Origin of the sequence: Thalassotalea sp. ND16A, assembly GCF_000764205.1 — a bacterium.
In the GTDB taxonomy this organism is placed as follows: Bacteria; Pseudomonadota; Gammaproteobacteria; order Enterobacterales; family Alteromonadaceae; genus Thalassotalea_A.
In genome coordinates this window covers 193,642-219,208 of the sequence record NZ_JQDZ01000048.1, presented here as the reverse complement: position 1 = coordinate 219,208, position 25,567 = coordinate 193,642, and the positions used below count along the sequence as shown (strand labels likewise).

Sequence of the window (25,567 nt, the reverse complement as noted above, 5' to 3'; positions counted from 1 at the left end):
TTTATCGATGGTATACCAGCGTGGAAAATAGCAACAGCCTTCCTTGTAAACTTAGTCACTAACGAAATCTCGGTCTTTAGTCTTTAACGTGCATTAACGATGACCCGGTCATCTCATCAGGTTGTTCCATCGCCATTAAATGCAATAAGGTAGGAGCAATATCACTTAAAGCACCGGTATTTGCCACATCGGCATCACGGCCGACATAAATTAGTGGCACAGGTTCACAAGTATGCGCGGTATGCGCCTGACCGCTTTCACTATTTACCATCATTTCAGCATTGCCATGGTCGGCGGTTATTAAACATTCACCACCATTCTTTTGTAAAGCGGCAACCACTCGCCCGATTGAGGCATCAACCGCTTCACAAGCTTTGACCGCGGCATCAAATTTACCGGTATGACCAACCATGTCACCATTGGGGTAATTGCAAACGATCAAATCGTACTCGCCGCTATCAATGGCCGCCACTAAATTGTCGGTAAGTAAGGTAGAGTTCATTTCTGGTTGCAGATCGTACGTGGCGACTTGTGGTGAAGGCACTAAAATACGTTGTTCACCATCAAAGGTGTCTTCTTTGCCACCACTGAAAAAGAAAGTGACATGGGCGTATTTTTCGGTTTCAGAAATTCTGAGTTGAGTTTTGTCGTGTTTTTGCAACCACTCACCTAACACATTGTTCAATTCTGCTGGTGGAAATGCCGCTGGAGCGTTGATATCGGCAGCGTATTGGGTAAGCATGACGAATTCACTATTTTGTAAAATCTGCTTACGGTCAAATCCAGCGAAATCAGCTTCGGTAAAACAACGGCTAAACTGACGCGCGCGGTCGGCTCTAAAATTCATGAAAATCAATGAGTCGCCATCATTCATGGCAATGGACTCACCCTGAGCGTCAAGGATACTGGTGGCCGAGACAAACTCATCATTTTCATCACGCTGGTATGCCGCTTTTAAGCCATCAACGGCCGTTGTGGCCGTAAATGATGACTCACCACTTACCAGTAAATTGTAGGCCGTTTCTACGCGCTCCCAGCGCTGGTCTCGGTCCATGGCATAATAGCGACCAATCAGTGATGCTACCTGGCCATTGCCTAATTCAGCAAATTTCTGTTCTGCTTTTTCCAGTGTTGATTCGGCACTGCGCGGCGGGGTGTCACGGCCATCAAGGAAGGCATGCAAATATACTTTATTGGCGCCACGTTCTTTCGCCATATCAAGCAGGGCTAAAATATGCTCTTCATGGCTATGCACGCCACCCGGTGACATCAGGCCAAAAACATGAACCGCTTTATCATTACTTACCGCCTTATCGATGGCACTTATCAGCGTTTCATTCTGCTTAAACTCTCCGGTTGCAATCGCTTTGGTGATACGAGTGAAATCTTGATAGACAATGCGGCCGGCACCTAAATTGACATGGCCGACTTCTGAATTTCCCATTTGTCCGTCTGGCAAGCCTACCGCCATGCCTGAAGTTTCAATTAGCATATTCGGGTAGTTTTGTTTCAAACCATCGAGTACCGGAGTGTTGGCATGAAAAATTGCGTTTGAATCGCTGTTTTCACGATATCCCCAACCGTCGAGAATTAATAATGCCATGGTCTTTTTCTGGTTCATATCGATGCCTTGCTAATGAGAATTGTTAAATATTGGGTAATTGAGGCTAATTCTGCCAAATATCTGTGCTCAGGGCTACAGTTGTTGCTAAATCAACCAGTATTTATTATAACGATTTAACATATCACTGGCATCTTAAAGTGCAAACGGTATACTTGTCACCTTTATAAATGCGTATCAAAGTATTGCTGCGCCGAATATACGATATACACAGAGTAAGAGTACTATGGATCAATACATCACATTTGCCGTAAATAACCCAATGTTAAGTATGGCGTGGTTGGCAATTGCCACTATGTTGGTATTTATTACCGTTAAGAGCAAGTTGTCAAAAATTAAAGAAATTAGCACGCAGCAGCTAACGCTGTTAGTGAACCGTGAAAATGGCGTGATTGTTGACATTCGCAGCGAAGCTGATTTTAACAAGGGCCATATTATCGGCTCAAAGCAGCACTCTTTGGAAAAAATTAGCAACAATGACCTGGTTGCCCTTGAAAAAGAAAAAGCCAATCCCATTATAGTTGTATGTGCTGCTGGTATGAGTGCATCGAAAGCAGCCAATGCGTTAGCAAAAGCAGGTTTCTCTCAGGTAAGTATCCTTAAAGGTGGATTCTCTGCCTGGCAGGGTGCAAATTTACCAGTCGCTAAATAAACGCATTACAAGGTAAATTTATGGCAAACGTGGTTATTTATACTCGCATGACTTGTGGCTTTTGCGTAAGAGCAAAATCGCTGTTACAACACAAGCAAGTTGAGTTTGACGAAATCAGTATCGATTTAGAGCCAGAAAAACGTGCCGAAATGATCCAACGCAGTAATGGTGGAATGACAGTGCCGCAAATTTTCATTAACAATAACGCCATCGGCGGTTGTGATGAGTTAATGGCTCTGGAATATTCTAAACAATTGGATACGCTTTTAAGCGCTCAGGCGTAATTTAAATAAACAATAACTGTTACAATTAAGATAGCAGTAACCAACAAGATAAATTAGGAAATACAGAACATGTCTGAAGAAAATCAAACTCCGGCAGCTAACGGCGGCGACGCACAAGCTGCACAACCAGCGTTCGCTATTCAACGTATTTACACAAAAGATGTATCTTTTGAATCGCCGGCAGGGCCATCAATATTCCAAAAAGATTGGCAACCAGAAATTAAACTAGATCTTGATACGCGTTCAAGCAAATTAGCGGACGACACTTATGAAGTGATCTTAGCATTAACGGTAACGGCTAAATTAGGCGAAGAAGTTGCATTCTTATGTGAAGTACAACAAGCGGGTATTTTCACTGTTGGTAACATGCCTGAGCCACAAATTGCTCACACTTTAGGTTCTTTCTGCCCGAATACCTTATTTCCATACGCTCGCGAAGTAGTTAGCAGCTTAGTTTCTCGTGGTACTTTCCCACAATTAAACTTAGCACCGGTTAACTTTGATGCATTGTTTGCTTCATACGTACAAAAACGTGCAGCCGAAGCGAAAGCAGCGCAAGAAACAGCTGACGCATAATCGATGTCAGTTAAAGCTGATATTAGTGTGATTGGAGCAGGGTCGTACGGCACTGCTCTGGCATTTTGCTTAGCCCGAAATTCTCATAACACCTTATTATGGGGCAGAAGTGCTGAGCATGTACAAGCGATGGCTGCTACGCGCAGCAACGAAAAATACCTGCCCGGATTTACCTTTCCCGAATCTTTGTCGCTACAGGCCGATTTAGCCGCTGCGATTAAAGCCAGCACTAACATTTTAATTGTCGTGCCAAGCCATGCTTTTGTCGATATGTTAGAGCAAATTAAGCCTTACTTAACGGCGCAGCATAAAATTGCCTGGGCTACCAAAGGCTTAGATCCAAAAGAAGGTCGGTTATTACAAGATGTTGCCCAAGACATTTTAGGTGAAGACGTAAGTTTAGCAGTATTGTCTGGCCCTACTTTTGCCAAAGAGATGGCCGCTGGCTTACCAACCGCAATTTCATTAGCGTCAACCAGCGATGCCTTTGCAGCGATACTTTCCGATTTACTACATTGTGAAAAAACCTTCCGAGTGTATAAAAACGATGACTTTATCGGCGTGCAATTAGGTGGTGCGGTGAAAAACGTGATCGCCATAGGTGCCGGAATTGCCGATGGCATTGGCTTTGGTGCGAATGCCCGAACGGCATTAATTACGCGAGGCTTGGCGGAAATGACCCGCTTGGGTGCAGCCGTTGGTGCACAAAATGCTACGTTTATGGGCATGGCTGGCCTGGGCGATTTGGTATTAACTTGTACCGATAATCAATCGCGAAACCGTCGCTTTGGTTTGGCGTTGGGTGCCGGCGATACCGTTGAGCACGCCATCGACAATATTGGCCAGGTGGTCGAAGGCTACCGCAATACCAAAGAAGTGTACATGCTGGCGAAACGCTATCAGGTTGAGATGCCAATTGTTGAACAAATTTATCAAGTGCTCTATCAAGACTTGCCGGCGAAAGAAGCGGCCATTAACTTGTTGAGCCGGGATAGAAAGACCGAATAGTTGCGGAACACAAATTAAATCAGTACAAAAACGTCCGACTGGACGTTTTTTTGTATAGGGAAATACTTATACTCTCTAATTCCGGTTAAATGGCACCATCAAAATCCAGTTGACGCCAGGCTTCATAGACAATCACCGCTACTGAATTGGATAAGTTCATGCTTCTTGAATCGGCCAGCATCGGAATGCGAATTTTATGTTCATTCGGAATTTGATCACGAACCGAGTCAGGTAACCCACGGGTTTCCGCGCCAAAGATAATATAATCCCCCAGCTCGAACGTTACTTCACCGTGAAAACGGGTGGCTTTAGTGGTGGAAGCGTATACACGTTTTGGTTGTTCCGTTTTGATAAATTCATCATAGTTTTTATGAACTTTTAAATTGGCAAATTCATGATAATCAAGGCCTGCTCGGCGTAATCGTTTATCATCAATATCAAACCCTAGCGGTTCGATTAAATGCAAACGAAAACCACTATTGGCACATAAGCGAATAATGTTACCGGTATTGGGCGGAATTTCGGGTTCAAACAGAACAATGTCTAGCATGGTAGGGGATTGGCTCAAAAAAGTTAAAGAAATTATTATACAACGACCAACAGAAAAGTTTAAAATTATTTAGAGTCTGATATGTATCTTTAAAGAGTAGTAGTAAGTAATGCAAGCAAGAGATTATGAAAGTTTAGTAAAATTGGCCAGCAAGGCAGCCATAGGCGTGGCCTTTATTTTAGTGCTGAGCAAGCTCTATGCATGGTGGGTTTCTAGCTCTGCGGCAATGCTGGCGTCTACCACCGATTCATTACTGGATGTGTTTGCCTCACTGACCAGTTTCCTCATATTAAAATATTCTCTCGCGCCTGCGGATAAAGAACACAAGTTTGGTCATGGTAAAGCAGAAAACCTTGCCGCCTTAATGCAGTCTTCATTTGTTTTAGGTTCCGCTTTGCTACTTATTTTTCACGGTGTTGACCGACTACTGAACCCGCAACCCATACTGCATACAAATCTTGCCATCGTGATCAGTATTTTGGCCATCGCGTTAACCCTGGCGCTGGTGATATTGCAAAAAATGGTGGTTAAAAAAACCCAATCGATAGCCATTTCGGCCGATTCTTTGCACTATCAATCGGATTTATTTCTCAACCTTGGGGTGATCATTGCTTTAGTGTTAAGTCAGTATGAAATTGCCCAGGCCGACGGCTTATTTACCATTTTTGTTGGTATCTTTTTAATTACCGGAGCGGTCAATATTGTCTATCAAAGCGTGCACGATTTAATGGATAAAGAGTTGGACGATGAAGAGTTGGCAATCATTGAGCAAGTCATTAATGAAAACCCTAAATCGCTAGGGTTTCATGAACTCAGAACCCGACAAGCTGGCAAAATGAAGTTTATTCAGTTTCACCTTGAATTGCCCGATCATTTGCCTTTAGTGCAGGCCCATAAGATTGCCGACGAAATTGAACAGGCAATATTGACACAGTTTGCCCATACCGAAGTGTTTATTCATCAAGACCCACAATCGGTAGTCCCAACAGAGTTGTCAAGATTACAAAAAGGTTGAGGCTGATTGCATGCGCTGAGCCGCAGTAGCATTCAAACTAGTTCAGCTATGCTTAACTTAGCCTTACGCTGCACAACTTTACTAAAAGCACGGATGGTTATTGCTGCTCAGCAAACCAATTAAGTGTTTGCCTGAGGGCTTGATTGCGGATCTCATCTTGCTCAAACAATAGCTCATGCAAAGCATTTTCTATCACCACCGGCTTACCGTCAGGGCATGAAGCCGGTTGCAACTGATGCAGTTGCTGGCAAAATTGTGTTTGTTTTTCATTGCTTACCACAGTATCTCTGGCCGCCTGCAATACCAATAGCGGAGTCGTAATCTTGTCGATGTTAGCAAATATTTGCGCTTCAGCTTTTACCGCGCCATTGAGCCAGGCTAACGTGACACCGCCTAATTGTATTTCAGGTGTTTGTTGATAAAGCTGGTTAAAGTGTTGATATCTGATTTGAGATTGCATTAAATCATTGCCCTTAAATGGCTTGCTTTGATACGGTCCATGGCCAAAAAAATAGGCGGATTGATCGCCAAATAAATTGTCAACAAAGTGGCTTGTTTTAATCAAAGGTTTACCAAGCCAGTCAGGTATACTGCCACCATTTACCGCAATCATCGGAGAAGACAACACCACCGCTTTGAAAGCGGAGGAGAATTGTTGTGCATAAAGTGTCGCTATGGTCCCGCCCATAGAGTGGGCCAACAGGTACATGTTGTCGCCACATTCAGGCATCACGTAGGTGTTTAACCATTGATGCATATCGATGACGTAATCATTAAAATCGTCTACATAGCCTTTATCGTTGTCTTCTAGTTCGCGTTGTGACAACCCCTGGCCTCGATGGTCTATCATTGCAACGTTGTAACCATTGTTTTGTAAATCAAAGGCGAGTTCTTTATATTTAAGGTAGCTTTCACTACGTCCCGATGAGAGCACGATACATTGCTTGTGTTTGGCTTTGGTAAATAGCGCATAATGTATGTTTAGCTGATCGTAGCTTTTGAAAGAGGAAAATTCACCGCTTTGCCAAAACTGATCAATTTCAGCTTGTTTCGTTAGTAATTCATGTTCTTGCGTAAATTTATATGGTTTGGCCGTAACCGACATAGAATTTAAACCCAGTGATGTAATCAAGAGAAGTAAAAAGCGCATAATAGCAAACAGTGTTTTTTGGCTAATCGTTACCTCGTAGCATACGGCAATTCGATGGTGACTTTCAATCCTGGGTTTTCACTATTGGTTGTTGCCGCTTGCGCATAAATTTTACCGTGGTGAGATTCAACCGCACGACTCGCTATGGCTAATCCTAAACCGGTACCGCCACTGACTCTATCTCTTGCCTGAGCGGTACGATAAAAGGGTTTGAAAATTTTCTGCAATTGCTCTGCCGCCACGCCTTTACCCTGATCGCAAATGCTGAACACTATAGTATTGATTTGCACCGTTAATGAGATATCGATTTGTGCCGACGCCGGACTAAAGCGCATGGCATTATTGAGCAGGTTCTCTATGGCGCTGGCGAGCAATTGCCCATCTGCTGTGATGTTAATGGTTGTAGGGTTTTCAAAAGTAACGGTGACTTGTTTTTCCTTCAACACATATTCGGCGTCATCAATAATGTTGTTAATGAGCTCATTAAGATTCACCGCTTGTAGGTGAATTTGTTGCAACTGGTTTTCTAAACGAGATAACTGCAGCGCTTGCGCGATCATTTCATCCAGGCGCTGTATTTCAATGTTAAAGCGCTGAAAGTATTTCTCCATTTCAATTGGTTTGTGTTCAACTTTATTGGCTAATGACAACGCCAGTTGTAGCCTGGTTAACGGTGAACGTAATTCATGTGACACATCACCTAGTAAGCGCTGCTGGGCGGCAATGGAGGTTTGCAAATGGTCGGCCATTGAATTAAACGCTTGCCCAAGTTGACCCACCTCATCGAAACGCCGGTCAAACTCTGGCACTCGGGTGGATAAGTCACCACTACCAAATTGTTCGCTGGCGCGGGTCAGTTTTTTCAATGGCCTGATCAAATACCAGGACAATAACCAGGACAATAACGCCGTTACTAATAAACCGGTGAGTATGCGCAACCAAAATGGCATTTGCCGTAGCATGCCGGCAAAATCACGGGGTCGTACTGGTTTTCCGGTAAATAGCTGATACTGGTGATTATCCAAGGTGATAGTACTCGGTCCAATCAATTGATAACCAAACAAGTGTAATGCTACGGGTTGAGTAAATTTTTGCGCATCAATATTATCCATTACCTCGGGGTGAGGGGATTTACTATTGGTGATAATTGTTCCGCTGGCTCTTGATTTTAACCAAATTCCTCTGGGTAAACGACGGTCTTTCGCGGCAATCAGTTGCAGTACATTTCCTGGTTGACGTTTTGCCAGAGAGTTAATCCGGCTCACGACTTTAGTTAACTGCTGTTGCTGATTTTCACTAAGCGCGGTGACTTGATTATACTCACTAAACTGTAACGACACCCAGCGGGTAACCAATATCGCACTTATCGCAATGATCCAAAACCCTAAAAAGACTTTTAGCGTAAGTGATGAGAATACAGATCTGATCGGCATCAATACTCTACCTATCACCACTCATAAATACATAGCCGACACCACGTATGGTTTTAATTTTCTCGAGTGCGGAATGTTGCTGTAATTTGCGACGAATGTTGCTGATATGCATGTCTATGCTGCGATCGTAAGCGCTTAAAGGCCGGTTTAACACCTGTTCAGACAGCTGCTCTTTTGAGACGATGGCATCCAGATTTTCCATTAATAAATGCAGCATTTCAAATTCGGTACCGGTAAGTGCGACACTTTGCTGATGACAAAACACCTCGCGCGTGGCATTTTTCAATAATACCTGATTATACTCCAACGCCGGTTTTTTATCTTTATTTTCAATAATATCAACCCGCCTTAAAATCGCCTTAATGCGTGCTAATAATTCACTGGGATTATATGGCTTAGCTAAATAATCATCGGCACCCAACTCAAGCCCTAACACTCTATCGGTATCATCACCTTTTGCAGTTAGCATCAAAATTGGTGTGTGATGTTTGCCACCCAAGGCCTTTAGTAACTCAAAACCACTTAAACCGGGCATCATTACATCCAGCAATATTAAATCATAGAGCTGAGTTTTGGCTTGTTGTAAGCCACTAATACCATCAAAACAACAACTCACTTGATAGCCTTCACTGGCTAAGAATTCATTCAGTAATTCTGCCAACTCTTGATCGTCGTCGATTAATAGTAAGTGTTTGCTCGTCATTCTTGTGCTCTGTGGTAATTCAGTGGTTTTTTCTATGATCAATATAACCAGTTATTCGCCTTACGTCATTGACTTTACTTAATCTTTACGTTGCTTTGCACAACTTTGCATAGATTTCTTTTATGCTTATTAAGACGTTAACAAGCTTAGTTAGCAAACTAATAAGCTAAATAAATAGGATAACATCAATTATGAATAAGCAAATTAAAAATATCGCTCTGTTATGTACCACATTAGTGGCTCTTACTCTGGGGACAAGTGTAATGGCGAAAGAGCACGGTAAAAGCCATCGTGGCCAGGATATGCAACGTCATATGCGGGCAATGATGAGTAAACTCGATTTAAGCGAGCAACAACAGCAGCAAGTAAAAGCCATACAAGCGGCAAAGAAAGAGCAATTGATGGCGCTAAAAAGTAGTGATGATGGCAAGGATAAAAATGGCAGGAGCGCGATGGCGGAATTGATCAAAGCCGAAACGTTCGACGAAACCGCATTTATCTTAATGCAAGAGAAAAAAGCGGCGAAGATGGCTAAGGCTGGATTGATAACTGCGAAAACTATGCATCAGCTGTATCAACTATTAACGCCAGAACAAAAGCAAAAACTGGAACAGATGCAACAGCAAAAACGTGAAAGAAAGCAAGGCAATAAACAGAAACACCGAGACGCTAAAGTCAGTAAAACTGAGCAGTAAAATTAGCTAAATATTAGTATTAGCGGTGACGGTTAAAAAAAATATAAATTTTTTGTAATAAATACGTTTGCTTACCGACTATTACAGGTATAGATACCAATACTTGTTAAAAAGGTCGATAACCAAATGAAATATTTGAAATATTTTGTCCCACTTTGTTGTGTGTTAATGATCAGCCAGGCTGTGGCATTTTCCCCCGATGCCTCGGCTTGTTTTGTCAAAGGTCAAAGCCAACACGTTAGTTGCACTACTCTTGATGTACCGCGCCTATATGAACAGAAAAACTCTGCTTCAAGGCAAATACACATAGTGAGAGTGCCAGCAAAATCAGCTAGCAATAACCCTCCTTTGTTTGTGTTGGCCGGTGGCCCAGGACAAGCTGCCAGCGAAATGACTCAGTATATCAATGTCGCGTTTCAGCAAATATTAAAACAACACGATATTATCTTTATTGACCAGCGTGGCTCCGGAAAAAGTTTTGGCTTGGGTTGTGACACCCATGATTTGCTCACCAAAGACGACATTACTGCAGCCTTTGATGTATGCCGGGAAAACGTATTGCCCTACATGCAAGAGCTCACCACCGAAACGTACGTAAAAGATATCGAACAAGTCAGAAAACACTTTGGTTATGCACAAATTTCTTTGTGGGGCGGCTCCTACGGTACCTTTGCTGCACAAGCATATGCCAGTTACTTTCCTGAACAAGTGCATACATTATTGTTGGATGCTGTTTTAGCATTAACCGCTAACCCGTTAGTGAATGGTGGCCCTTATGCCGAAAACGCACTGCAACGGTTATACGCTTTGTGCCAAAAAGACCGTCGTTGTCGTCAGCGCTTTGACAATTGGCCCGCGCAAATTTTAGCGCTTAAAAGCCAATTGAATACACAACCCGTGGCGTTAAACAATGACACCTTAATTGATGGTGTTGAATTGATGCATTTAATTCGTTCTGCGCTATATTCCCCTGAAATTTCTGCACGCTTACCGTTGGCAATAGACAGGGCCAGTGCTGGCGATTTCTCTATGTTTAATGCCATCTCACAAGCCACCGCGGGTGCTGCAACCGACAGCATGTATTTGGGCTTGACCATGGGCGTGTTATGTCAGGAGCATGTATTTGCCGGGCAGGGAGCATTAGCCAAAGAACTCGGAGAAAACAGCTTTGTTGGCGATAGCTATTATCGTATCTGGGCAGATATTTGCAGTCAGGAAACGTTAATGAAAACGGCACAAGTGCAATTGCCGAAACAGCTGAGCATGCCGACATTGATGATTTCCGGGGAACTCGACCCGATCACTCCTGAGCAAAGTGCCGAACAGGCGTTGAGCTATTTAACCAATAGTACGCATCTGATCATGCCGAATGCCGGGCATACCAATTCTAGCCGTGGCTGCATGCCAAGATTAATTAATGAATTTATCTTAACCGGTGCCATTAGCGACAGCAGCTGTGTTAATGACAACAAATTTCCGCCTTTTGCCCTTTAAGGAACCTTGATGATTGAATTTAAGCAAGTTAGTAAGCAGTTTGGTGAGATAAAAGCCAATAACAATATCAATTTTAGCTGTGATAAAGGCACCATTACTGGCTTACTCGGCGTCAATGGCGCGGGTAAGTCAACCTCGCTAAAAATATTATCCGGGTTACTGAAACCAGATACTGGTGATGTACACATTAATGGTGCCAGTGTGGTGCAAACGCCAATGTTAGTACAACAACAGGTGGGCTTGTTTTTAACGGCACAAGGGCTGTACAGCAATTTAACGGCCCGTGAAAACATAGAATTTTTTGCCGCCTTGCAAGGCTTGAACAATAGCAAGCAAGCGAGTCAGGCGGTTATTGACAGGTTACACCTTAGGGCGCTTGCCGATCGCAAAGTGTCGGGTTTTTCTACTGGTGAAAGAATGAAAGTGGGTTTGGCCAGAGCCCTGGTGCATCAACCTAAATACCTGGTGCTTGATGAACCTAGCCGCGGCTTAGATGTGTTGGCTATCCGAGTACTAAGAGAATACCTGTTAGAGTTGAAAAGTCAGGGTTGTTGCATTTTATTTTCCAGCCATGTGATGCAAGAAATTGACAGGCTTTGTGACCAGGTGGTGATCATCAATGACGGCCAGGTATGTTTTGATGGCGAACTTAGTCAATTAAAACAAACGTCAACCGATTTAGAGCACGCATTTCTGCAAGCAATTAAGCCCACTAAATCTTTAATAACAGCTCCAGTAACACCGAAAATAACGACAGGAATCGCATCATGTTAATCGCCTTATTGAAAAAAGAATGGCTAGAGTTGTTTCGTGACAAGCGTTCAATGTTGGCGACCTTTGCCTACGCATTTTTTGGCCCGGTGTTATTGTTTATCGTGTTAAAAGGATTAATTGCCACGATCACCGGCACTACCCAAGTGAAAGTTGGCATTTATCAACAACACCCGCAAATTGACTATATTGAGCAGTTTTTAAACTACAAACAAATTCAAACCCAATATATTGAGGGAGAAGCAGTAACGGCGTTAGCCGATGGTCTTGTTGATATTGTGCTGCAAGTGAATAAGAGCAGCACCGCATCAGGCTATCCGTTGCTTAACATCAATGTATTTGGCGACAGCCAGGACAGTAAAGGTGAGCAGCAACTAAAAAAAATGCAGCAAGTGATGAACAGTTTCCTTGCTCAGGAAAATACCAACAGTTTGTTAAAACAGGGGGCCAGTCCATATATCAGTGATTGGCAAGTTAACGTGCATGAAGTAAACCAACATACCGTTCGTGGGAAACGGCTATTAGACAGCTTATTAATTTTCTTATTGCTTTCGCCGTTTATCATTAGCCTCAATTATATCAATGACGCTACCGCCGGTGAGCGCGAAAGAGGCTCGTTAATGCCGTTGTTATCACAACCGGTAGCAAGACTGAACATTGTTGTCTCTAAATGGCTTGTTGGCGGCGCTGTTGGTATCATCGGCACTGCGATCACTATGGTACTCGGCTTTAATTTAATTAATTCACTGCCATTGTATGAATTAGACATGCAAATTCATTGGTCGCTAAATGTGATGTTATTCGGTACCTGCATTTTATTACCTTTAGCATTGCTGGTAACTGCGCTGCAAATGCTGGTGGCAATCACCGCGAAAACATATAAAGAGGGGCAAAGTTATCTAACCATGCTCAGCTTTTTGCCGATGTTAGCGGTGTTTATGAGTGATAAATGGGCGGATATAAGCTTTGCCCACTTACTACCACTGATTGGTCAGCAACAATTATTACAGCAAATATTTTCAGGACAAACACTCAACCTTACTGTTACATTTACGCTATCTTTGTTCACCATCGCCCTTGCGCTAATGTGTCTGCTTGCAGTACGGGTTAAACTTAATCAGGAAAATATTATTTTCGAAAGATGATGTTTTTTAAGAGCTGGCGCAGCCAGTCAACTTTAGAGCAACAATTACAAACTCATTTGCCGATGCTCGAACGTATTGTCGCGTCTTATGAAGCGATCCCGGCAATTCAGCAAGAACTGATGCAAGAGGTGGTGTTGGCAATTTGGTCATCGTTTGACAAGTTTAAAGGCGATTCGGCAATGAAAACCTACTTTGCCCGCATCGCCCATAACCGTTGCATCAGCCACGTTGATAAGGCGGTAAAAAATTTGGCAGAGCAAGAATTGAGTGAGCATGTATGCCAATCGGCCTTTATTGATGAGCAGTTAAGTGAACAACAAAAGTATCAACAGTTATTGGCGCAAATACGACAACTACCAACCATGCAAAAGCAAGTTATTTCCTTGTTTTTAGAAGGGTTTAGTTATCAACAAATTGCAGATGTTTGTGGTTTAACCACCAGCAATGTCGGCGTTATGCTCAATCGAATTAAACAGCAGTTATCGCAATTTTTTACCGAGGAATCATCATGAGTTTAGAGCCATTAAAATCATTATGGCAAGGCCAGCAAGCCAGCATGTCAATTGTCGAATTAATCAATCAGGCAAAAAAACGACAGCGTAGAATGTTCTTGTTAATGTTATTCGATTTTATCCTCTGGTTCGGGTTTGTTATTTGGGCCTGTGTCTTTATCCGGGCAAATGAGCGACCAGACAGCTTTGCTTTGGGCGTGGTAATGATTATTTCCATCAGTTTAGGGACCGCCTATATGCTGTGGTTACGAACCACCACCTGGGGGGCGGGGGAGCTTGATAGCAAAAATTTATTAAAACTCTCAATTCATCGCTGTGAAGGTGCAATGCAATTGATTTACGTGACGTATATTTTTGCGGTTGTAGTATTTACTATCGTTATCGGCCTGGAAATTTATTATTCGGTCGCAGCCGAAAAATTAAATCGATTGATTATCTGGTTAGTTGCATACTCTGCCTGCATTGTGGTGGTGGGCCAGTGGTACCGGAAACGACAATTGGCGAAAAAACAGTATTACCAACAGTTATTGGAGCAATTAAACGAACCACAAGACTAGGGTCTGTTGACCTTTGCGATACAAATTTTGTTCAAACAGGCGAGCTTTGAACAAGGCTTGGCGATTGAAGTTTGGTTGTTCCAAATAATTGAGCCATAACGCGGTGCAAAGTTCGCCTGTTTGAACCCAAAGGGCAGCGTTTAGGCACAATTTTTGCCGCGTTTCTGCTTTTTTTATGTGGCTCACCACACGACAAAAAGCGATGCCTTGCTAAAATGGTGCCTAAACGCTGCAAAAATGCACAGCAAAGGTCAACAGACCCTAACTCTCTTTTAGCTTTTGCAATAAGTTGCGCAAGTTTTCGCCCATGGCTCTTACTTCATTGTGTTTGGTTTCGTCAACGAGCTTGCCTTGCTCAAATGCCGAGAACGCCTGAGAGATCGCGATTTGTTTTGGTAGTACGGTTACCCCAATATTGGCCAACAGCATGCGTAATGTGACCAAACCACGCAACCCCCCTAAACCCCCGGGCGAGGCGGCCATTATTGTTGCATATTTTCCCTGAAAAGCACTCAGCGGCACTTCGTCGGCACTGGTGGCACGCGATGCCCAATCGATAGCATTTTTTAGTAAAGAACTGTAGCTACTGTTGTGTTCAGGGGAGGCAATCAGCAAGCCGTCATGCTCGGTTAACAGCGTTTTCAATCTTTGCCCATTTTCTGGCATGCCTTGCTCGCTTTCCAGATCTTGATTAAATATCGGCATCGGAAAATCAACCAGGTTTATCAGCGTAACCTCGGCACCGGCAGCTTCGGCGCCGCGGGCTGCAATCGACACTAACTGTTGGTTAAAAGAGCCCTTACGAGCACTGCCTGAAAACGCTAATATTTTGCACATAGTGATAAGATGATTTTTTTATTTACCGTAATAATTAACATAGAACAGACAAATTGACTTTACCAGTTTTTCTGGTTAAAAGTTAATTTTGATTTAATTTCAATGGCTTAGCATGGTTTGCGAGGAAAATTGTTTTGGCAATATTGACTGCTGCTCTCTCAATGTTGCTATAGCCTTTGGCTAGAGCTGCTGGCAGACTGGAAGGGGCGGAGAGAACAGGAAAAACGGCGTCGATGCCATGCGCAAACACCACTTCGTATCCAGCTTCTACACAGCCAACAATCGCGATTACCGGGCACTGAGTTTGCTTGGCAATTCTGGCAACGCCTATCGGTGTTTTGCCAAATAGGGTTTGTTTATCCATTCGGCCTTCACCAGTGATCACTAAATTAGCATCTGCAGTTTTGCTGGCCAGATCAAGGGCTGTCATGACTATGTCTACACCAGATGATAGGTTGGCATTTAAAATGGCCAACAAGCTTGCCCCCATGCCACCGGCGGCCCCGGCACCGGACTTGTCAACAATAGCTTGCTGGCAAATTCGCTCAAGTTGTTTGCCTAAATGCAACAAGCCTTGATCTAATATTTCGATGTCGCTGGCGGAAGCCCCTTTTTGCGCCGCAAAAACCACACTGGCACCATGCTCACCACAAAGTGGGTTTTGCACATCACAGGCAACGTCAAATTTGGTTTGCGTAATTTTCGGATGAAGCTGTGATAAATCGATGCTGCGTAAATCGGTTAAATGACCACCGCCGGGCGCAAGTTGGTGCCCTTGTTGGTCTAACAGTCGAGCACCGAGAGCGGTAAGCATACCGGCACCGCCATCGTTAGTAGCGCTGCCACCAAGGCCAATGATGATATGCTCAATGTCTTGTTCTAACGCATGGTTAATTAATTGCCCGGTGCCGTAGCTGCAGGTCACTTTTGGATCGCGAAGCTCAGCAGCAACCAAATGCAAGCCGGAAGCTGCCGACATTTCAATCACCGCGGTTTTGCCATCGCCCAAAATGCCGTAAAAAGCTGCTATTTCATCGCCTAATGGCGACTTAACGTAAACATTTACAATACGGCCGTTGGTAGCGTCTACCATAGCTTGTACCGTGCCTTCGCCTCCATCAGCCATCGGCACTTTAACGTAGTTGGCATCGGGAAACACTTGTTTAAAACCGCTTTCAATCGCACTTGCCACCTCGAAAGCGGTTAAGCATTCTTTAAAAGAGTCGGGTGCAATCACTATCTTCAACAATTCATTCCTTCAGCGGTGATAAATACGCTAACGCAGGGCTCTTATAAATTAAGGCTTCTTCGCCTTGGCAAAGGCATCGGCAAAGGCATTCTTAACATCAATACTAATAAGGGGTGCGAGTAATATCAATAACTTAAATACGCATACTGTATAAATGTATAGTAATGGTTTGTAATGATTGTGGTCAAAGTGTGGACACTTTTACAAGTTGCTTAACGGGTTTTTATCCAACACTTCAATCAAATAATCCGGTGCTAAATGAGCATATCTCATGGTCATTTTAATATCGCCATGGCCAAGTATTTTTTGCAATGATAATAGATTACCACCATTCATCATATAGTGGCTGGCAAAAGTATGGCGCATTACATGGCTGGCTTGCCCTTTGGGTAACTTTATCCCGCTAGTTCCTAAGCGGTACATAAACGTACTATAGCAACTTTCAAACAATTGGCCTTGTTTCTTATGTTGGCTAAGCTCTTCAAATAAACTCTTTGTGATAGGAACGCTACGTGGCTTGCCATTTTTGGTATCTACAAAAGTGATCTTCTGGTTATGAATATCACTAGCTCTGAGTAACTGGCCCTCACTCCATCGGCAACCGGTACTTAAACATACCTTGGCAATTTTCAAACTGTCACCATCTAACTTAGTAAGTAGTGTTTTAATTTCCTCAGTAGTCAAAAAGGCAAGCTCGGTACGCTTTTCCTTCTGCTTTTTGCCTTTAATGGGGTTTTCCCCCTGCAATATTTCAGACTTTATCAATTGTGTGAACACACTACTGATCACTGCAATATCGCGGTTATAGGTTGTCGCTTTAATTGATTGCATACGTTCGGCAGCAAATTCAGCCATAAACTTATTAGTGATGTCACAAACCCGGGGATTCCCCATCAATTCATTAATAGCCTTAACTCGAATTAAATCTTTATCACCGTTTTTAAGTTGTGAACCATGATGTTTATACCAAAGTGGAATTAATGCACTTATTCGCCTGGTATCTTTAGGTTTTTCTAACCAGGCTTTGTCATGATATTGGCTAAGTATGTATTTTTCATACTTTAATGCTTCGGTTTTAGTGGGGAATTTTTTTCGATAGCGTTTGCCGTTTCGGCCATCAGGGCGAATATCTACAGAATATGAGTTAACTGCTAGCTTTTTGATTGACAAAGAAATTCACCACCATATAGTTGTATATTCTGTACAGTTTCATGTAATGACTGGTAATATATACAGTATAGTTAAATTGTACAAATTATAAAAATAAAAAATTGGATTTTGAAAAGGGAATTAAGCAGTTGATCATTAACAAGGTAGAAATCGAAAAATTTAGAGGATTTAAAGAGGTTGAATTTGAACTCGGTAAATATCTAACATTTATAACAGGTCTAAATGGCACACAAAAAAGTACTCTATTGGGTATGCTCACTCAGCCTTTTACCATTTCAGAGGAAGATAATCCTCTAAAAGATGAAATCCCATTATGTGGCGGTAACTATAAATCAGCTTTTGCAGACAAGTTTAAATTATCCACAAAATTCGATAAAGCCAATGATCATGAATGGACCCTTCATTTATCAACGCAAGATGACCCGTTTACGGTAGAAAGCATTCATAGGGATAGAGAAAAGGGGTTGATACGTTTTTGGCAAAAAGGAACTAGAGAAAAAGGGAGTGGCTATATTCAAATGCCGGTTATTTATCTTAGCCTCAAGAGATTACTGCCAATTGGTGAAGATAAAAAATTGAAACAAAGTAACAAAGTTACCTTAGATGCCAAAGAACAAGCGCTTTTTATTGAATGGTATAAAAAAATACTTATTACACAAGATAATATTCAAGACGTCGATTATTTAAACAGTACAAACAAAGATACGATTGGCGTTTCTGCAGATAAGTATGACTGGAATTCAAACTCGGCAGGGCAAGATAATATTGGTAAACTGCTATTGGCTGTTTTGTCTTTTAGACGGCTTCAACTCAAATATCCAAATGATTATAAAGGGGGTATTTTAGCTATAGATGAAGTAGATGCTACCTTATATCCTGGCGCTCAAATTAAGCTTATAGGACACCTTATTAAATTTTGTTCAAAATTTAATATTCAAATCTTAGCAACAAGTCATTCCCTTTCAATGATTGAAAGTGTATTCGAAATAGAAAAAGAGCCAGCAAGACAAGGCCAATGTAAAGTTATATTTTTACAAAAGCTAGACGGTGAAGTAGAAGTTAATAAGGATATAACTTTTAAAGGAATTCTCAATAAACTAAGCGTTTCCATCGATAAAAAAGTTGTCAAAAAGTTTAATGTTTTTACCGAAGATGATGAGTGTAGAGAGTTCGCGCAGGCAATTCTAGGTCGAAAATTCCCCAAAACTAACTTTATTAAAAAATGTAAGCTTGGTTGTGAGACGTTATTAGAACTAAGTAGACAACATGTACCGGATTTTATTTTTCCAAATTCAATAGTCGTATTAGACGGCGATGCACAAAAAAGTAAAAAGCTTAGAGGTAAAACAAATTTTATTGTATTGCCTGGAACGGATTCACCAGAAAGGGAGCTAGCGACATTTTTAAGTAAATTAAGCGATCGAGATCCATTTTGGGTAAGCAGTAACCCTGATTATGACAAACTTGTTTGCTTTAGAGATATAAGCTACGAGGACATCATGGCACCGAAATCTCGTGTTAAAGCCAAAGAATGGTACAACACTCAAAAAGATTCTGGAGCCTGGGGGCGTGGAGCGGCTAAGCTTTACGCGCGATGGTTAGAGGACAAACCAAAAGAAAAAGCAGAATTTAAAAACAAGTTTGAAGAAATATATAACAAAATTGTATCTGCAAAAGGACTTTAAAAAGGGGCAAGGAAATGATTGAAGAAAAAATACTCATTGAAGAGAAAAATACAAACGAAAATTGGTGGGAAAAGCGCGTTACCAGATCTGTTGACCAGTTAAAATTGTGGGCGCAAAACCCGCGAATTGACCCATCTGAAGAACATGTGAAATTAACAGATTTTGCAGAAGCTTTTATTGAAGATAATAGCGATAAAAAGCAATTTTTAGCTTTGGTAAAGTCTATTGCAACTAAAGGTTTTATTTCATTTGAACCGGTAATTGTTTGGCGAAATGAAAAAGGTAAGCATGTTGTCGCCGAGGGAAATCGTCGGGTTCTTGCTATGAAGTTACTTCGAGATCCTGAAAAAGCTCCAAGATCAATAAGACGTTATATTCGCGAACAATCACACTTTATTAGCAGAGACGATATAGAAAAAATAAAAGTGTGTCTGGCGCCTGATTTTGAAAGCTGTGAATGGTACATTTTACAACGTCACTCCTCTAGCTCTTTACAAAACACGTGGGAACGCCTCCAGCAGCAGCGCTGGATAGAAGCTATGTGCGAAAAATACAATAACGACTTCGATATAATTCGCGAAAAAACAGGTTTTGCTCGAGGTGAAATAGAGAAAACTTTACGCTATGTAAAAATCAGAGATTTGGCAACGCGACACGAAGTACTTACTCAAATGACTCCTGAAGAGAAAGAGCTTATATATAGCCATAGAATACCTATGACTATTATAGAGCGCTGGTTTGATAGTGCTGATGTTAAAGAAGCTTGGGGCATTGAGTATGCGGAAAGTGATATTAAAATCACGTCAAATGAAAAGAGCTTTTTATATGCTTATGGAAAATTACTAAAGTGGATCTTTAACTCAGTAGAATTTTCTGATCAAACAATTAAGCCTAATACTCGCTCTATACCTGAAAAAAATAAAGAGTTCTTAGCCATACTGCCAACGGTTTCTTTTTCAAAAGATGAAAATGCTACTCAAACCGCAGAAGGTCAAGGCGAATACGGAGCCAAAAAAGAAGGTGAGCCTAAACAGCAAGAAGGTGAAACCAAACCGTCGAATACTGACAAGCCAACGGCGAGCCCTACCAAGATCTTAAACAAAAACCCTGGTAGAAACCAGATGGTTGTAAAAAATTGGAAAATCGATGTATCTAGCAGCAAATTGAAGGCTATGTTTTATGAATTCAAATATCTACCAGTATGGAAATATCCAAATACAACAGCTGCATCTTTGAGAGTATTTCTTGATCTTTCGGTGGATGAATTTATTAGTTGTGAAGACCTAAAAGGGAGAGTGGCCAAAGAACATAAAAAAGGCTATCATGAAGTCACATTGGCGCAACGCCTAAGATTTTTAGTTGAAACTGAAATAAAAGATGCCGCGGCTAACAAAGTTATCCGGAAGCTTTTGCAAAATGATAATGAACACAGTTTAGACACCCTTAATAACTATATCCATGGCGCCGAGACCCATAAAGTAGAAAGAAGATTTCTTAATGGCTTTTGGGATATGATGACGCCATTATTTGCTGTATTAATCTCTTTAAAGGAAAAGTAATGTTTTATTCACCACTAAGATATCCAGGTGGAAAATCAAAGCTTACTGCTTACGTTGTTGAAACTCTAAAGTTAAACAATTTACAGGGTGGTGCTTATGTGGAACCATTCGCTGGTGGATGTGCCATAGCTTGGTATTTGCTTTTAGAAGGGCATGTTAATAAAGTCTTTATTAATGATTTAAACCCTTCTATTCATGCTTTTTGGTATTCAGTATTAAATAAAACTGATGAACTATGTAAATTAATTGAAGAAACGCCTGTAACAATCGATGAATGGCACAGGCAAAGAGATATTCAATTAAGCGACAAGCCAAGCCTTTTAGAATTAGGCTTTTCAACCTTTTTCCTAAACCGAACGAATCGTTCTGGAATTATCAAAGCCGGAGTAATTGGTGGCCTGCAGCAAGATGGGAATTATAAACTTGATTGTAGATATAACAAAGAAGCTTTAATCGGGAAAATCCGTGCTATTGCCGAAAGGCGAAATGATGTAATTCTTACGAATCTTGATGCATCCCAGTTTATCGATGAATATGTACCAGATATTTCTTATAAATGTTTACTAAATATTGATCCACCTTATTACGTTAAAGGCAAAGGTTTATATCAAAACTTTTTTGTACATGATGATCATTACAGATTATACAAAAGTGTGGAAAGGTTAGAACAACCATGGATTGTTACATATGACAATACTCCTGAAATAAATTCAATTTATTCTGAGTTTGATCCTCAAGCTTTTGGTTTAACATATACGGCACAAACAAAAAGAAAAGGTTCTGAAGTAATTATTCATAAACCTTCTTTATTGCAATGTGGCTATAAGCCAGATGTAACTTTTAAAGAAATTGAAAAATTTAAAAAGCTAAATAATTAAGATATTTATAGGGCAACTAAAAGCTAATAGCATTTTATTCTGATTCACTTACCGGTAGCAGCTAATTCTTTTGGTACTGCAGGCTTTTTAAATTCAAATAATTTCCATAAATCACCGATACCTTTGCCAACTAAGACAATTGCGGCAATAAACAATAATTCACTATTGCTTATTACTGCTTTTAGTTCAACAGCTTTGAACAACCAGGCATAACCAATAGATGCTCCTGCAAAAATGGTATAAACGGGCAACATTAAACCTGTCATGTTACTAACAGTGACTTTTCCGCTAATATCACTTCGGTGTTTACAAATATATAATATAAACAGTGCAGTAAATACAATGAGCATCAATATTCTTTCTCTTTGAGTTTCATCAAAGAGAATGAAGAAATCATCCATTTTTATGCTCCGTTTCATTATTTTTGGAGCCTAATAAACCGCCGACTACCGCGGCGCCAATTAATGCAAGTGGGTTTGCTGTTAGTAAACTTGCGAGAACAACCGCGCCAACAGAGCCGCCCATAATATTGGTACCACGTGCTTGATAGTGTTTTTCACAGTAACCATCTTTGCTTGCTTTGTTATTGCATCTCATTTTGTCTTTTTCCCATTTACACTGATTTGATTCAGTATACAGGGGCAGATCTTGGTTATCACTCATAATTAAACCCTTTGTCCTGACCACACAACGCGGCCAATAATTTCTAGTTCGTTGTCGACTAGTTCTGATCTTTTAACATCCAATGGCTGATAAATGGCGTTATCAGAAATTATTTTTAAGTTGTCTTTAAATTGAAATTGCAGTCTTTTAACCAGGAGTGCATCACCATAACGTAGTACGTAAATGCCATCTGTATTTGAGGTTTTAGTTTTATCTACCATGATCAATGAGTCATGTTTTATGGTTGGTTCCATGCTGTCACCTTCAGCAAGCATGATGAAGGTATCTTTTGCACTCGCGCCTAAGTTCTTTTGCAGCCATTCGGGATCAAAGCTTATTTCGGTTGGAAACTCTTCAGTCAAAGCCAGCATACCAGGACCGGCACTAGCTGAAATTTCATAAAAAGGGAGACTTACTTTATTAGAAACCGCCATTTCAGTTTTAGTGCCTTCACCAATCATAATCCACTTAATGGGAACATCATATTCCATAGCGATTTGGGTGCATAACTCATAAGGGATTGTATCTCTACTTCTCCATGTCGCAATTGAAGAAGGTTTTCTACCTATTATCTTAGCTAAAGCATAATCTGAATCAGTTTTCGTAATTTTTTTCAGTCTGCTAAGTATCTGATTTAATTCCATATATACCTAAATTAAAAATTAAAGCTCATTTGAGGCTTAAATAAGGGTTGTTATAATCTCGTTTGCGATCTATAGTATTTCGCAATCGGGATTATTTGCATTGATCTGCAACCGTAAGTAATAACTTTTCAATGTATAACGCAACAGCTCATAAATAAAGGAGTTTTTAATGGTTTCTGTTCTCATCGAAATGCCAATGCTGGATGTAGACGCTTATGCCTCTAAAACCATGCAGAAATTAGATGCCGTTCGTCATCAAATTCGAAACGGCACATTACCTACTTTACAGCCTAAGGGAAAAAGTGGGCGAATTTTTATCAATATGGTCGAGCTAGCGAACATGTGTGCACAAGCCGAAGGCAACAAAGAAGAATGGGAAAAAGCCAACTGGGATAATTAAACAGTTCCTTGTCGGCGGGGGAGTATTCGAAGCGAACCCGCCATTTTTCAAGGAAATAATAAAAATAAGAAAAATTAAAACAAGGAAAACATCATGACCCAACCTACCTGTAACCAAAATACAGCGATACCTAATTTATCTAATATTCCACCGGTAATTTTGCATGAACGAATTGCGGCCAATAAACGTGAGAAACAGCGCGTTATGGGGTGGGCAATTGAAGCTCAAAATGATGGCTACAAAGAAGAATATCAATACTGGTTTGATAAACATCATGCCTTACAAAAAGACATTGTTTGCATGGAACAAGAGTTGGAGAGCAAGCATTAATGACATCTCCAAAATCTTTGCTAATGATGGGCGGTGCTGACAACGCCGCCCACTGGCACAATCAAACCAATAAACTGCCATATCCGTTGCAACTTAGGTTTGCCAGGCGTTACGCAAACCACTTTTCTAATAATGTAAGTCGTGATGGTAAAAGCGTTGAATTTACCGCCAACAGCTACTTACAAAAAACCTTAGCCAAAATTAAACCAAGGTTTCCCCATATTTTTAACTTCATGACCAGGCAAAGCCATCCGTGGCGCGAACTTTCCAACGCTAAACGTATGGAGAAGCGAGCAGAAAATATTGCCATGGAAATGAACAATAACTTGGTTGAAATGGCCAGCGAGTTAACCGGTGAATACATCGATAACTTAACCGCAACATATGAGTATTTAGCCGCCAAGTGCGACGACCATTGCGTTACGGCGCCGTTCTCTGGTGTTGAGTTAGACAATTCTGAATTATTACAACACACCTATGAAGTGGCCATTAGAAAAATGACCAATGAAAAGTGGTGGAAAGGCAAGCTTAAACGCTTTCGCTTGCAAGCACTGGAATGGTTAGAAATTGCCACGGGTGAAGTCTCCAAAGCAAGCGGTAATCCATATGCAAGTAGGGTAGCGGTGAGTGAATATCGTGCCAGGCAAACAAGCTGTGCCGAATGGATGAGCGTAATGGAGCTTAAAGCTGATTGCTATAACGAAGATACTGGCCGCTTTTTTGAAAACACCATTAGCCTGGAAGATGCTTATAAATCTGGCATGGCTAACCCTGAAAACCGCCGCAACGAGTTAATGCTACGCATGCGACATATGGAAGAGTATGCCGACGAAGTTGGCTATGTTGGCATGTTTTACACCATTACCGCACCAAGCGCTTACCACGCTAATTCTGACAAATGGAATGGCAAAAGCCCGAAAGACAGTAATGCATATTTTAATAAAATGTGGGCCAAAATACGCAGTAAATTAGGCCGTAGAAACCTAAGCTATTTTGGTGTCCGGGTGGCCGAGCCGCATGCAGATGGTACACCGCATTGGCACATGGCGTTGTTTATGCGCGAAAAGGACCAGCAAGAAATTACTGCTATTTTGCGCAAATATGCCATTACCGAAGACAGAGACGAGCTTTACCAACGCTACCAAAACCGCGAAAAGTTATTTAAAGCCCACAAAAAGGCACGAAAAAGCTACGGATATAAGAAAAGTAAGGGAATTAAGGCCAAAGCCCCATATAAATTTTATCGCACGTTTACGCCCCGTTTTGACGTTGTGCGCATTGATAAAAAATACGGCTCGGCAACTTCATACATTGCCAAATACATTTCTAAGAATATTGATGGCTTCAAAATGGCTGATCATGAAGATGCTGAAACCGAAAAACCTATTAGCGAAAGTATTAATCCGGTGGCTGCCTGGGCAAGTACCTGGAACATACGACAGTTTCAATTTCAATATTCCCCGTCGGTGACTGTTTATCGCGAATTACGCAAAATTCGCAAGGCCGTTAAATGCCCTGAAATGGAAAAAGTACGCAGTGAAGCCGATGCCGGTAACTGGCTAGGCTTTGTTAAAGCCATGGGCGGTATGAACAGCAGCCGCCAGGCAAAGTTTAAAACTGCTTATCAAGAAATTCCCCAGGGTAATGAGTACGGCGAATTAGTTCGAAAAGTAAAAGGGGTTACCTCTACTGACTTTTCGGTGATCTCCAGAACAACAAATTGGGCGCTATCTAAAGTTGAAGGCGAAGCCGGAAACCTTTCTTGGACTTGTGGGAATAATTGTACGCTAAGCGTTTCCGAAGGAAAAAAACTACAGCGGCTAGGGTTTTCAACCGGTGAAATAGACTGGCTAGGCCAGGGCAAACTGGTGTATTCCGACAACGGTATCGCATACCAGATACGAAATAACGAATTACGGCAAATTAGAACGCAAAAATCACCGTATGAAGTTTATAAATCGATGCGGCATTAGCCTCAACATCAAT

The 25,567-nt window shown here is 41.4% G+C and carries 28 protein-coding genes; 17 read left to right on the top strand and 11 right to left on the bottom strand.

The window, feature by feature from the left end:
- Positions 1 to 76: 76 nt before the first annotated feature.
- Complete coding sequence (gene gpmM, locus ND16A_RS09925) at positions 77 to 1,621, bottom strand: 2,3-bisphosphoglycerate-independent phosphoglycerate mutase (RefSeq protein WP_033077445.1); 1,545 nt, start codon at positions 1,619 to 1,621, stop codon at positions 77 to 79.
- Positions 1,622 to 1,847: 226 nt separating this feature from the next.
- Here gpmM and ND16A_RS09930 point away from each other — a divergent pair, with 226 nt between their 5' ends.
- The 4 genes from ND16A_RS09930 (at position 1,848) to gpsA (ending at position 4,141) form a co-directional block, all read left to right on the top strand.
- Positions 1,848 to 2,273 carry a rhodanese-like domain-containing protein gene (locus tag ND16A_RS09930; RefSeq protein ID WP_033077444.1) on the top strand — a complete coding sequence of 142 codons (426 nt, stop codon included), beginning with the start codon at positions 1,848 to 1,850 and terminating at the stop codon, positions 2,271 to 2,273.
- Between the two features lie 20 nt (positions 2,274 to 2,293).
- Complete coding sequence (gene grxC / locus ND16A_RS09935) at positions 2,294 to 2,557, top strand: glutaredoxin 3 (RefSeq protein ID WP_033077443.1); 264 nt, start codon at positions 2,294 to 2,296, stop codon at positions 2,555 to 2,557.
- A 69-nt stretch (positions 2,558 to 2,626) separates the two neighbouring features.
- Entirely contained in the window at positions 2,627 to 3,133 is a 507-nt protein-coding gene (secB, locus tag ND16A_RS09940; protein WP_033077442.1) for a protein-export chaperone SecB, read from the top strand.
- 3 nt (positions 3,134 to 3,136) lie between these two features.
- Positions 3,137 to 4,141 (top strand): NAD(P)H-dependent glycerol-3-phosphate dehydrogenase, encoded by a 1,005-nt coding sequence (gene gpsA / locus ND16A_RS09945; RefSeq protein ID WP_033077441.1) that lies wholly within the window; start codon positions 3,137 to 3,139, stop codon positions 4,139 to 4,141.
- 85 nt (positions 4,142 to 4,226) lie between these two features.
- Here the strand turns inward: gpsA and trmL are convergent, their stop codons facing one another.
- Positions 4,227 to 4,691 (bottom strand): tRNA (uridine(34)/cytosine(34)/5-carboxymethylaminomethyluridine(34)-2'-O)-methyltransferase TrmL, encoded by a 465-nt coding sequence (trmL, locus tag ND16A_RS09950; protein WP_033077440.1) that lies wholly within the window; start codon positions 4,689 to 4,691, stop codon positions 4,227 to 4,229.
- A gap of 109 nt (positions 4,692 to 4,800) precedes the next feature.
- Here trmL and ND16A_RS09955 point away from each other — a divergent pair, with 109 nt between their 5' ends.
- Complete coding sequence (locus tag ND16A_RS09955; protein WP_033077439.1) at positions 4,801 to 5,706, top strand: cation diffusion facilitator family transporter; 906 nt, start codon at positions 4,801 to 4,803, stop codon at positions 5,704 to 5,706.
- 97 nt (positions 5,707 to 5,803) lie between these two features.
- On the opposite strand, the gene ND16A_RS09960 is transcribed toward ND16A_RS09955, so the two are convergent.
- From ND16A_RS09960 to ND16A_RS09965, 3 genes are all read right to left on the bottom strand, one after another.
- Positions 5,804 to 6,811, bottom strand: a complete 1,008-nt coding sequence (locus ND16A_RS09960; protein ID WP_160173503.1) for an alpha/beta fold hydrolase — start codon at positions 6,809 to 6,811, stop codon at positions 5,804 to 5,806.
- A 74-nt stretch (positions 6,812 to 6,885) separates the two neighbouring features.
- The gene (locus ND16A_RS0119150; protein ID WP_052073042.1) at positions 6,886 to 8,289 is read right to left on the bottom strand and encodes an ATP-binding protein; all 1,404 of its coding nucleotides are present in this window, start codon (positions 8,287 to 8,289) and stop codon (positions 6,886 to 6,888) included.
- A 7-nt stretch (positions 8,290 to 8,296) separates the two neighbouring features.
- A complete protein-coding gene (locus ND16A_RS09965; protein WP_033077437.1) occupies positions 8,297 to 8,992 on the bottom strand; it encodes a response regulator transcription factor in 696 nt (231 codons plus the stop codon).
- Positions 8,993 to 9,183: 191 nt separating this feature from the next.
- On the opposite strand from ND16A_RS09965, the gene ND16A_RS20220 reads away from it, so the two are divergent.
- The 6 genes from ND16A_RS20220 (at position 9,184) to ND16A_RS09990 (ending at position 14,166) form a co-directional block, all read left to right on the top strand.
- Positions 9,184 to 9,687, top strand: coding sequence for a Spy/CpxP family protein refolding chaperone (locus ND16A_RS20220; protein WP_052073041.1), 504 nt, complete (start codon positions 9,184 to 9,186; stop codon positions 9,685 to 9,687).
- 126 nt (positions 9,688 to 9,813) lie between these two features.
- A complete protein-coding gene (locus ND16A_RS09970; RefSeq protein WP_081945553.1) occupies positions 9,814 to 11,181 on the top strand; it encodes an alpha/beta hydrolase in 1,368 nt (455 codons plus the stop codon).
- Between the two features lie 9 nt (positions 11,182 to 11,190).
- Positions 11,191 to 11,955, top strand: a complete 765-nt coding sequence (locus ND16A_RS09975; protein WP_081945552.1) for an ABC transporter ATP-binding protein — start codon at positions 11,191 to 11,193, stop codon at positions 11,953 to 11,955.
- Positions 11,949 to 13,097, top strand: coding sequence for an ABC transporter permease (locus tag ND16A_RS09980; RefSeq protein WP_033077435.1), 1,149 nt, complete (start codon positions 11,949 to 11,951; stop codon positions 13,095 to 13,097). The genes ND16A_RS09975 and ND16A_RS09980 overlap by 7 nt, the downstream gene beginning before the upstream one ends.
- Complete coding sequence (locus ND16A_RS09985) at positions 13,094 to 13,609, top strand: RNA polymerase sigma factor (RefSeq protein WP_052073040.1); 516 nt, start codon at positions 13,094 to 13,096, stop codon at positions 13,607 to 13,609. Before ND16A_RS09980 ends, ND16A_RS09985 begins: the two co-directional genes overlap by 4 nt.
- A complete protein-coding gene (locus ND16A_RS09990; protein ID WP_033077434.1) occupies positions 13,606 to 14,166 on the top strand; it encodes a hypothetical protein in 561 nt (186 codons plus the stop codon). The genes ND16A_RS09985 and ND16A_RS09990 overlap by 4 nt, the downstream gene beginning before the upstream one ends.
- Before the next feature lie 261 nt (positions 14,167 to 14,427).
- On the opposite strand, the gene ND16A_RS09995 is transcribed toward ND16A_RS09990, so the two are convergent.
- The 3 genes from ND16A_RS09995 to ND16A_RS10005 form a co-directional block, all read right to left on the bottom strand.
- Positions 14,428 to 15,003: an NADPH-dependent FMN reductase gene (locus ND16A_RS09995; protein WP_033077432.1), complete on the bottom strand. Its 576-nt coding sequence runs from the start codon at positions 15,001 to 15,003 to the stop codon at positions 14,428 to 14,430.
- Between the two features lie 82 nt (positions 15,004 to 15,085).
- Positions 15,086 to 16,240, bottom strand: coding sequence for a glycerate kinase (locus ND16A_RS10000; protein ID WP_235282091.1), 1,155 nt, complete (start codon positions 16,238 to 16,240; stop codon positions 15,086 to 15,088).
- Between the two features lie 213 nt (positions 16,241 to 16,453).
- On the bottom strand, positions 16,454 to 17,422 hold the full coding sequence (locus ND16A_RS10005) for a phage integrase (RefSeq protein WP_033077430.1): 969 nt from the start codon (positions 17,420 to 17,422) through the stop codon (positions 16,454 to 16,456).
- Between the two features lie 101 nt (positions 17,423 to 17,523).
- Here ND16A_RS10005 and ND16A_RS10010 point away from each other — a divergent pair, with 101 nt between their 5' ends.
- From ND16A_RS10010 to ND16A_RS10020, 3 genes are read left to right on the top strand one after another with little or no spacing between them, the layout of a single operon-like run.
- Positions 17,524 to 19,107 (top strand): AAA family ATPase, encoded by a 1,584-nt coding sequence (locus ND16A_RS10010; protein WP_200880823.1) that lies wholly within the window; start codon positions 17,524 to 17,526, stop codon positions 19,105 to 19,107.
- Positions 19,108 to 19,121: 14 nt separating this feature from the next.
- Positions 19,122 to 20,666, top strand: coding sequence for a ParB/Srx family N-terminal domain-containing protein (locus tag ND16A_RS10015; RefSeq protein WP_052073039.1), 1,545 nt, complete (start codon positions 19,122 to 19,124; stop codon positions 20,664 to 20,666).
- The gene (locus ND16A_RS10020; protein ID WP_033077428.1) at positions 20,666 to 21,544 is read left to right on the top strand and encodes a DNA adenine methylase; all 879 of its coding nucleotides are present in this window, start codon (positions 20,666 to 20,668) and stop codon (positions 21,542 to 21,544) included. The genes ND16A_RS10015 and ND16A_RS10020 overlap by 1 nt, the downstream gene beginning before the upstream one ends.
- Before the next feature lie 44 nt (positions 21,545 to 21,588).
- On the opposite strand, the gene ND16A_RS10025 is transcribed toward ND16A_RS10020, so the two are convergent.
- From ND16A_RS10025 to ND16A_RS0119135, 3 genes are read right to left on the bottom strand one after another with little or no spacing between them, the layout of a single operon-like run.
- Complete coding sequence (locus ND16A_RS10025) at positions 21,589 to 21,945, bottom strand: hypothetical protein (protein WP_033077427.1); 357 nt, start codon at positions 21,943 to 21,945, stop codon at positions 21,589 to 21,591.
- On the bottom strand, positions 21,938 to 22,207 hold the full coding sequence (locus tag ND16A_RS10030) for a DUF5763 domain-containing protein (RefSeq protein WP_033077426.1): 270 nt from the start codon (positions 22,205 to 22,207) through the stop codon (positions 21,938 to 21,940). Before ND16A_RS10030 ends, ND16A_RS10025 begins: the two co-directional genes overlap by 8 nt.
- A 2-nt stretch (positions 22,208 to 22,209) precedes the next feature.
- A complete protein-coding gene (locus ND16A_RS0119135; RefSeq protein WP_081945551.1) occupies positions 22,210 to 22,851 on the bottom strand; it encodes a LexA family transcriptional regulator in 642 nt (213 codons plus the stop codon).
- Between the two features lie 169 nt (positions 22,852 to 23,020).
- Between ND16A_RS0119135 and ND16A_RS10035 the strand changes: the two genes are divergently transcribed.
- The 3 genes from ND16A_RS10035 (at position 23,021) to ND16A_RS20215 (ending at position 25,554) form a co-directional block, all read left to right on the top strand.
- Positions 23,021 to 23,251 carry a hypothetical protein gene (locus tag ND16A_RS10035; protein WP_033077425.1) on the top strand — a complete coding sequence of 77 codons (231 nt, stop codon included), beginning with the start codon at positions 23,021 to 23,023 and terminating at the stop codon, positions 23,249 to 23,251.
- Positions 23,252 to 23,344: 93 nt separating this feature from the next.
- A complete protein-coding gene (locus ND16A_RS10040) occupies positions 23,345 to 23,581 on the top strand; it encodes a hypothetical protein (RefSeq protein WP_033077424.1) in 237 nt (78 codons plus the stop codon).
- Complete coding sequence (locus tag ND16A_RS20215) at positions 23,581 to 25,554, top strand: replication endonuclease (protein ID WP_052073037.1); 1,974 nt, start codon at positions 23,581 to 23,583, stop codon at positions 25,552 to 25,554. Before ND16A_RS10040 ends, ND16A_RS20215 begins: the two co-directional genes overlap by 1 nt.
- Positions 25,555 to 25,567: the final 13 nt, after the last annotated feature.

Bases quoted from the DNA above. Each gene is read 5' to 3' on its own strand.
- gpmM (WP_033077445.1), bottom strand. From the start codon at position 1,621: ATGAACCAGAAAAAGACCATGGCATTATTAATTCTCGACGGTTGGGGA.
- ND16A_RS09930 (WP_033077444.1), top strand. From the start codon at position 1,848: ATGGATCAATACATCACATTTGCCGTAAATAACCCAATGTTAAGTATG.
- grxC (WP_033077443.1), top strand. From the start codon at position 2,294: ATGGCAAACGTGGTTATTTATACTCGCATGACTTGTGGCTTTTGCGTA.
- secB (WP_033077442.1), top strand. From the start codon at position 2,627: ATGTCTGAAGAAAATCAAACTCCGGCAGCTAACGGCGGCGACGCACAA.
- gpsA (WP_033077441.1), top strand. From the start codon at position 3,137: ATGTCAGTTAAAGCTGATATTAGTGTGATTGGAGCAGGGTCGTACGGC.
- trmL (WP_033077440.1), bottom strand. From the start codon at position 4,691: ATGCTAGACATTGTTCTGTTTGAACCCGAAATTCCGCCCAATACCGGT.
- ND16A_RS09955 (WP_033077439.1), top strand. From the start codon at position 4,801: ATGCAAGCAAGAGATTATGAAAGTTTAGTAAAATTGGCCAGCAAGGCA.
- ND16A_RS09960 (WP_160173503.1), bottom strand. From the start codon at position 6,811: ATGTCGGTTACGGCCAAACCATATAAATTTACGCAAGAACATGAATTA.
- ND16A_RS0119150 (WP_052073042.1), bottom strand. From the start codon at position 8,289: ATGCCGATCAGATCTGTATTCTCATCACTTACGCTAAAAGTCTTTTTA.
- ND16A_RS09965 (WP_033077437.1), bottom strand. From the start codon at position 8,992: ATGACGAGCAAACACTTACTATTAATCGACGACGATCAAGAGTTGGCA.
- ND16A_RS20220 (WP_052073041.1), top strand. From the start codon at position 9,184: ATGAATAAGCAAATTAAAAATATCGCTCTGTTATGTACCACATTAGTG.
- ND16A_RS09970 (WP_081945553.1), top strand. From the start codon at position 9,814: ATGAAATATTTGAAATATTTTGTCCCACTTTGTTGTGTGTTAATGATC.
- ND16A_RS09975 (WP_081945552.1), top strand. From the start codon at position 11,191: ATGATTGAATTTAAGCAAGTTAGTAAGCAGTTTGGTGAGATAAAAGCC.
- ND16A_RS09980 (WP_033077435.1), top strand. From the start codon at position 11,949: ATGTTAATCGCCTTATTGAAAAAAGAATGGCTAGAGTTGTTTCGTGAC.
- ND16A_RS09985 (WP_052073040.1), top strand. From the start codon at position 13,094: ATGATGTTTTTTAAGAGCTGGCGCAGCCAGTCAACTTTAGAGCAACAA.
- ND16A_RS09990 (WP_033077434.1), top strand. From the start codon at position 13,606: ATGAGTTTAGAGCCATTAAAATCATTATGGCAAGGCCAGCAAGCCAGC.
- ND16A_RS09995 (WP_033077432.1), bottom strand. From the start codon at position 15,003: ATGTGCAAAATATTAGCGTTTTCAGGCAGTGCTCGTAAGGGCTCTTTT.
- ND16A_RS10015 (WP_052073039.1), top strand. From the start codon at position 19,122: ATGATTGAAGAAAAAATACTCATTGAAGAGAAAAATACAAACGAAAAT.
- ND16A_RS10020 (WP_033077428.1), top strand. From the start codon at position 20,666: ATGTTTTATTCACCACTAAGATATCCAGGTGGAAAATCAAAGCTTACT.
- ND16A_RS10025 (WP_033077427.1), bottom strand. From the start codon at position 21,945: ATGGATGATTTCTTCATTCTCTTTGATGAAACTCAAAGAGAAAGAATA.
- ND16A_RS10030 (WP_033077426.1), bottom strand. From the start codon at position 22,207: ATGAGTGATAACCAAGATCTGCCCCTGTATACTGAATCAAATCAGTGT.
- ND16A_RS0119135 (WP_081945551.1), bottom strand. From the start codon at position 22,851: ATGGAATTAAATCAGATACTTAGCAGACTGAAAAAAATTACGAAAACT.
- ND16A_RS10035 (WP_033077425.1), top strand. From the start codon at position 23,021: ATGGTTTCTGTTCTCATCGAAATGCCAATGCTGGATGTAGACGCTTAT.
- ND16A_RS10040 (WP_033077424.1), top strand. From the start codon at position 23,345: ATGACCCAACCTACCTGTAACCAAAATACAGCGATACCTAATTTATCT.
- ND16A_RS20215 (WP_052073037.1), top strand. From the start codon at position 23,581: ATGACATCTCCAAAATCTTTGCTAATGATGGGCGGTGCTGACAACGCC.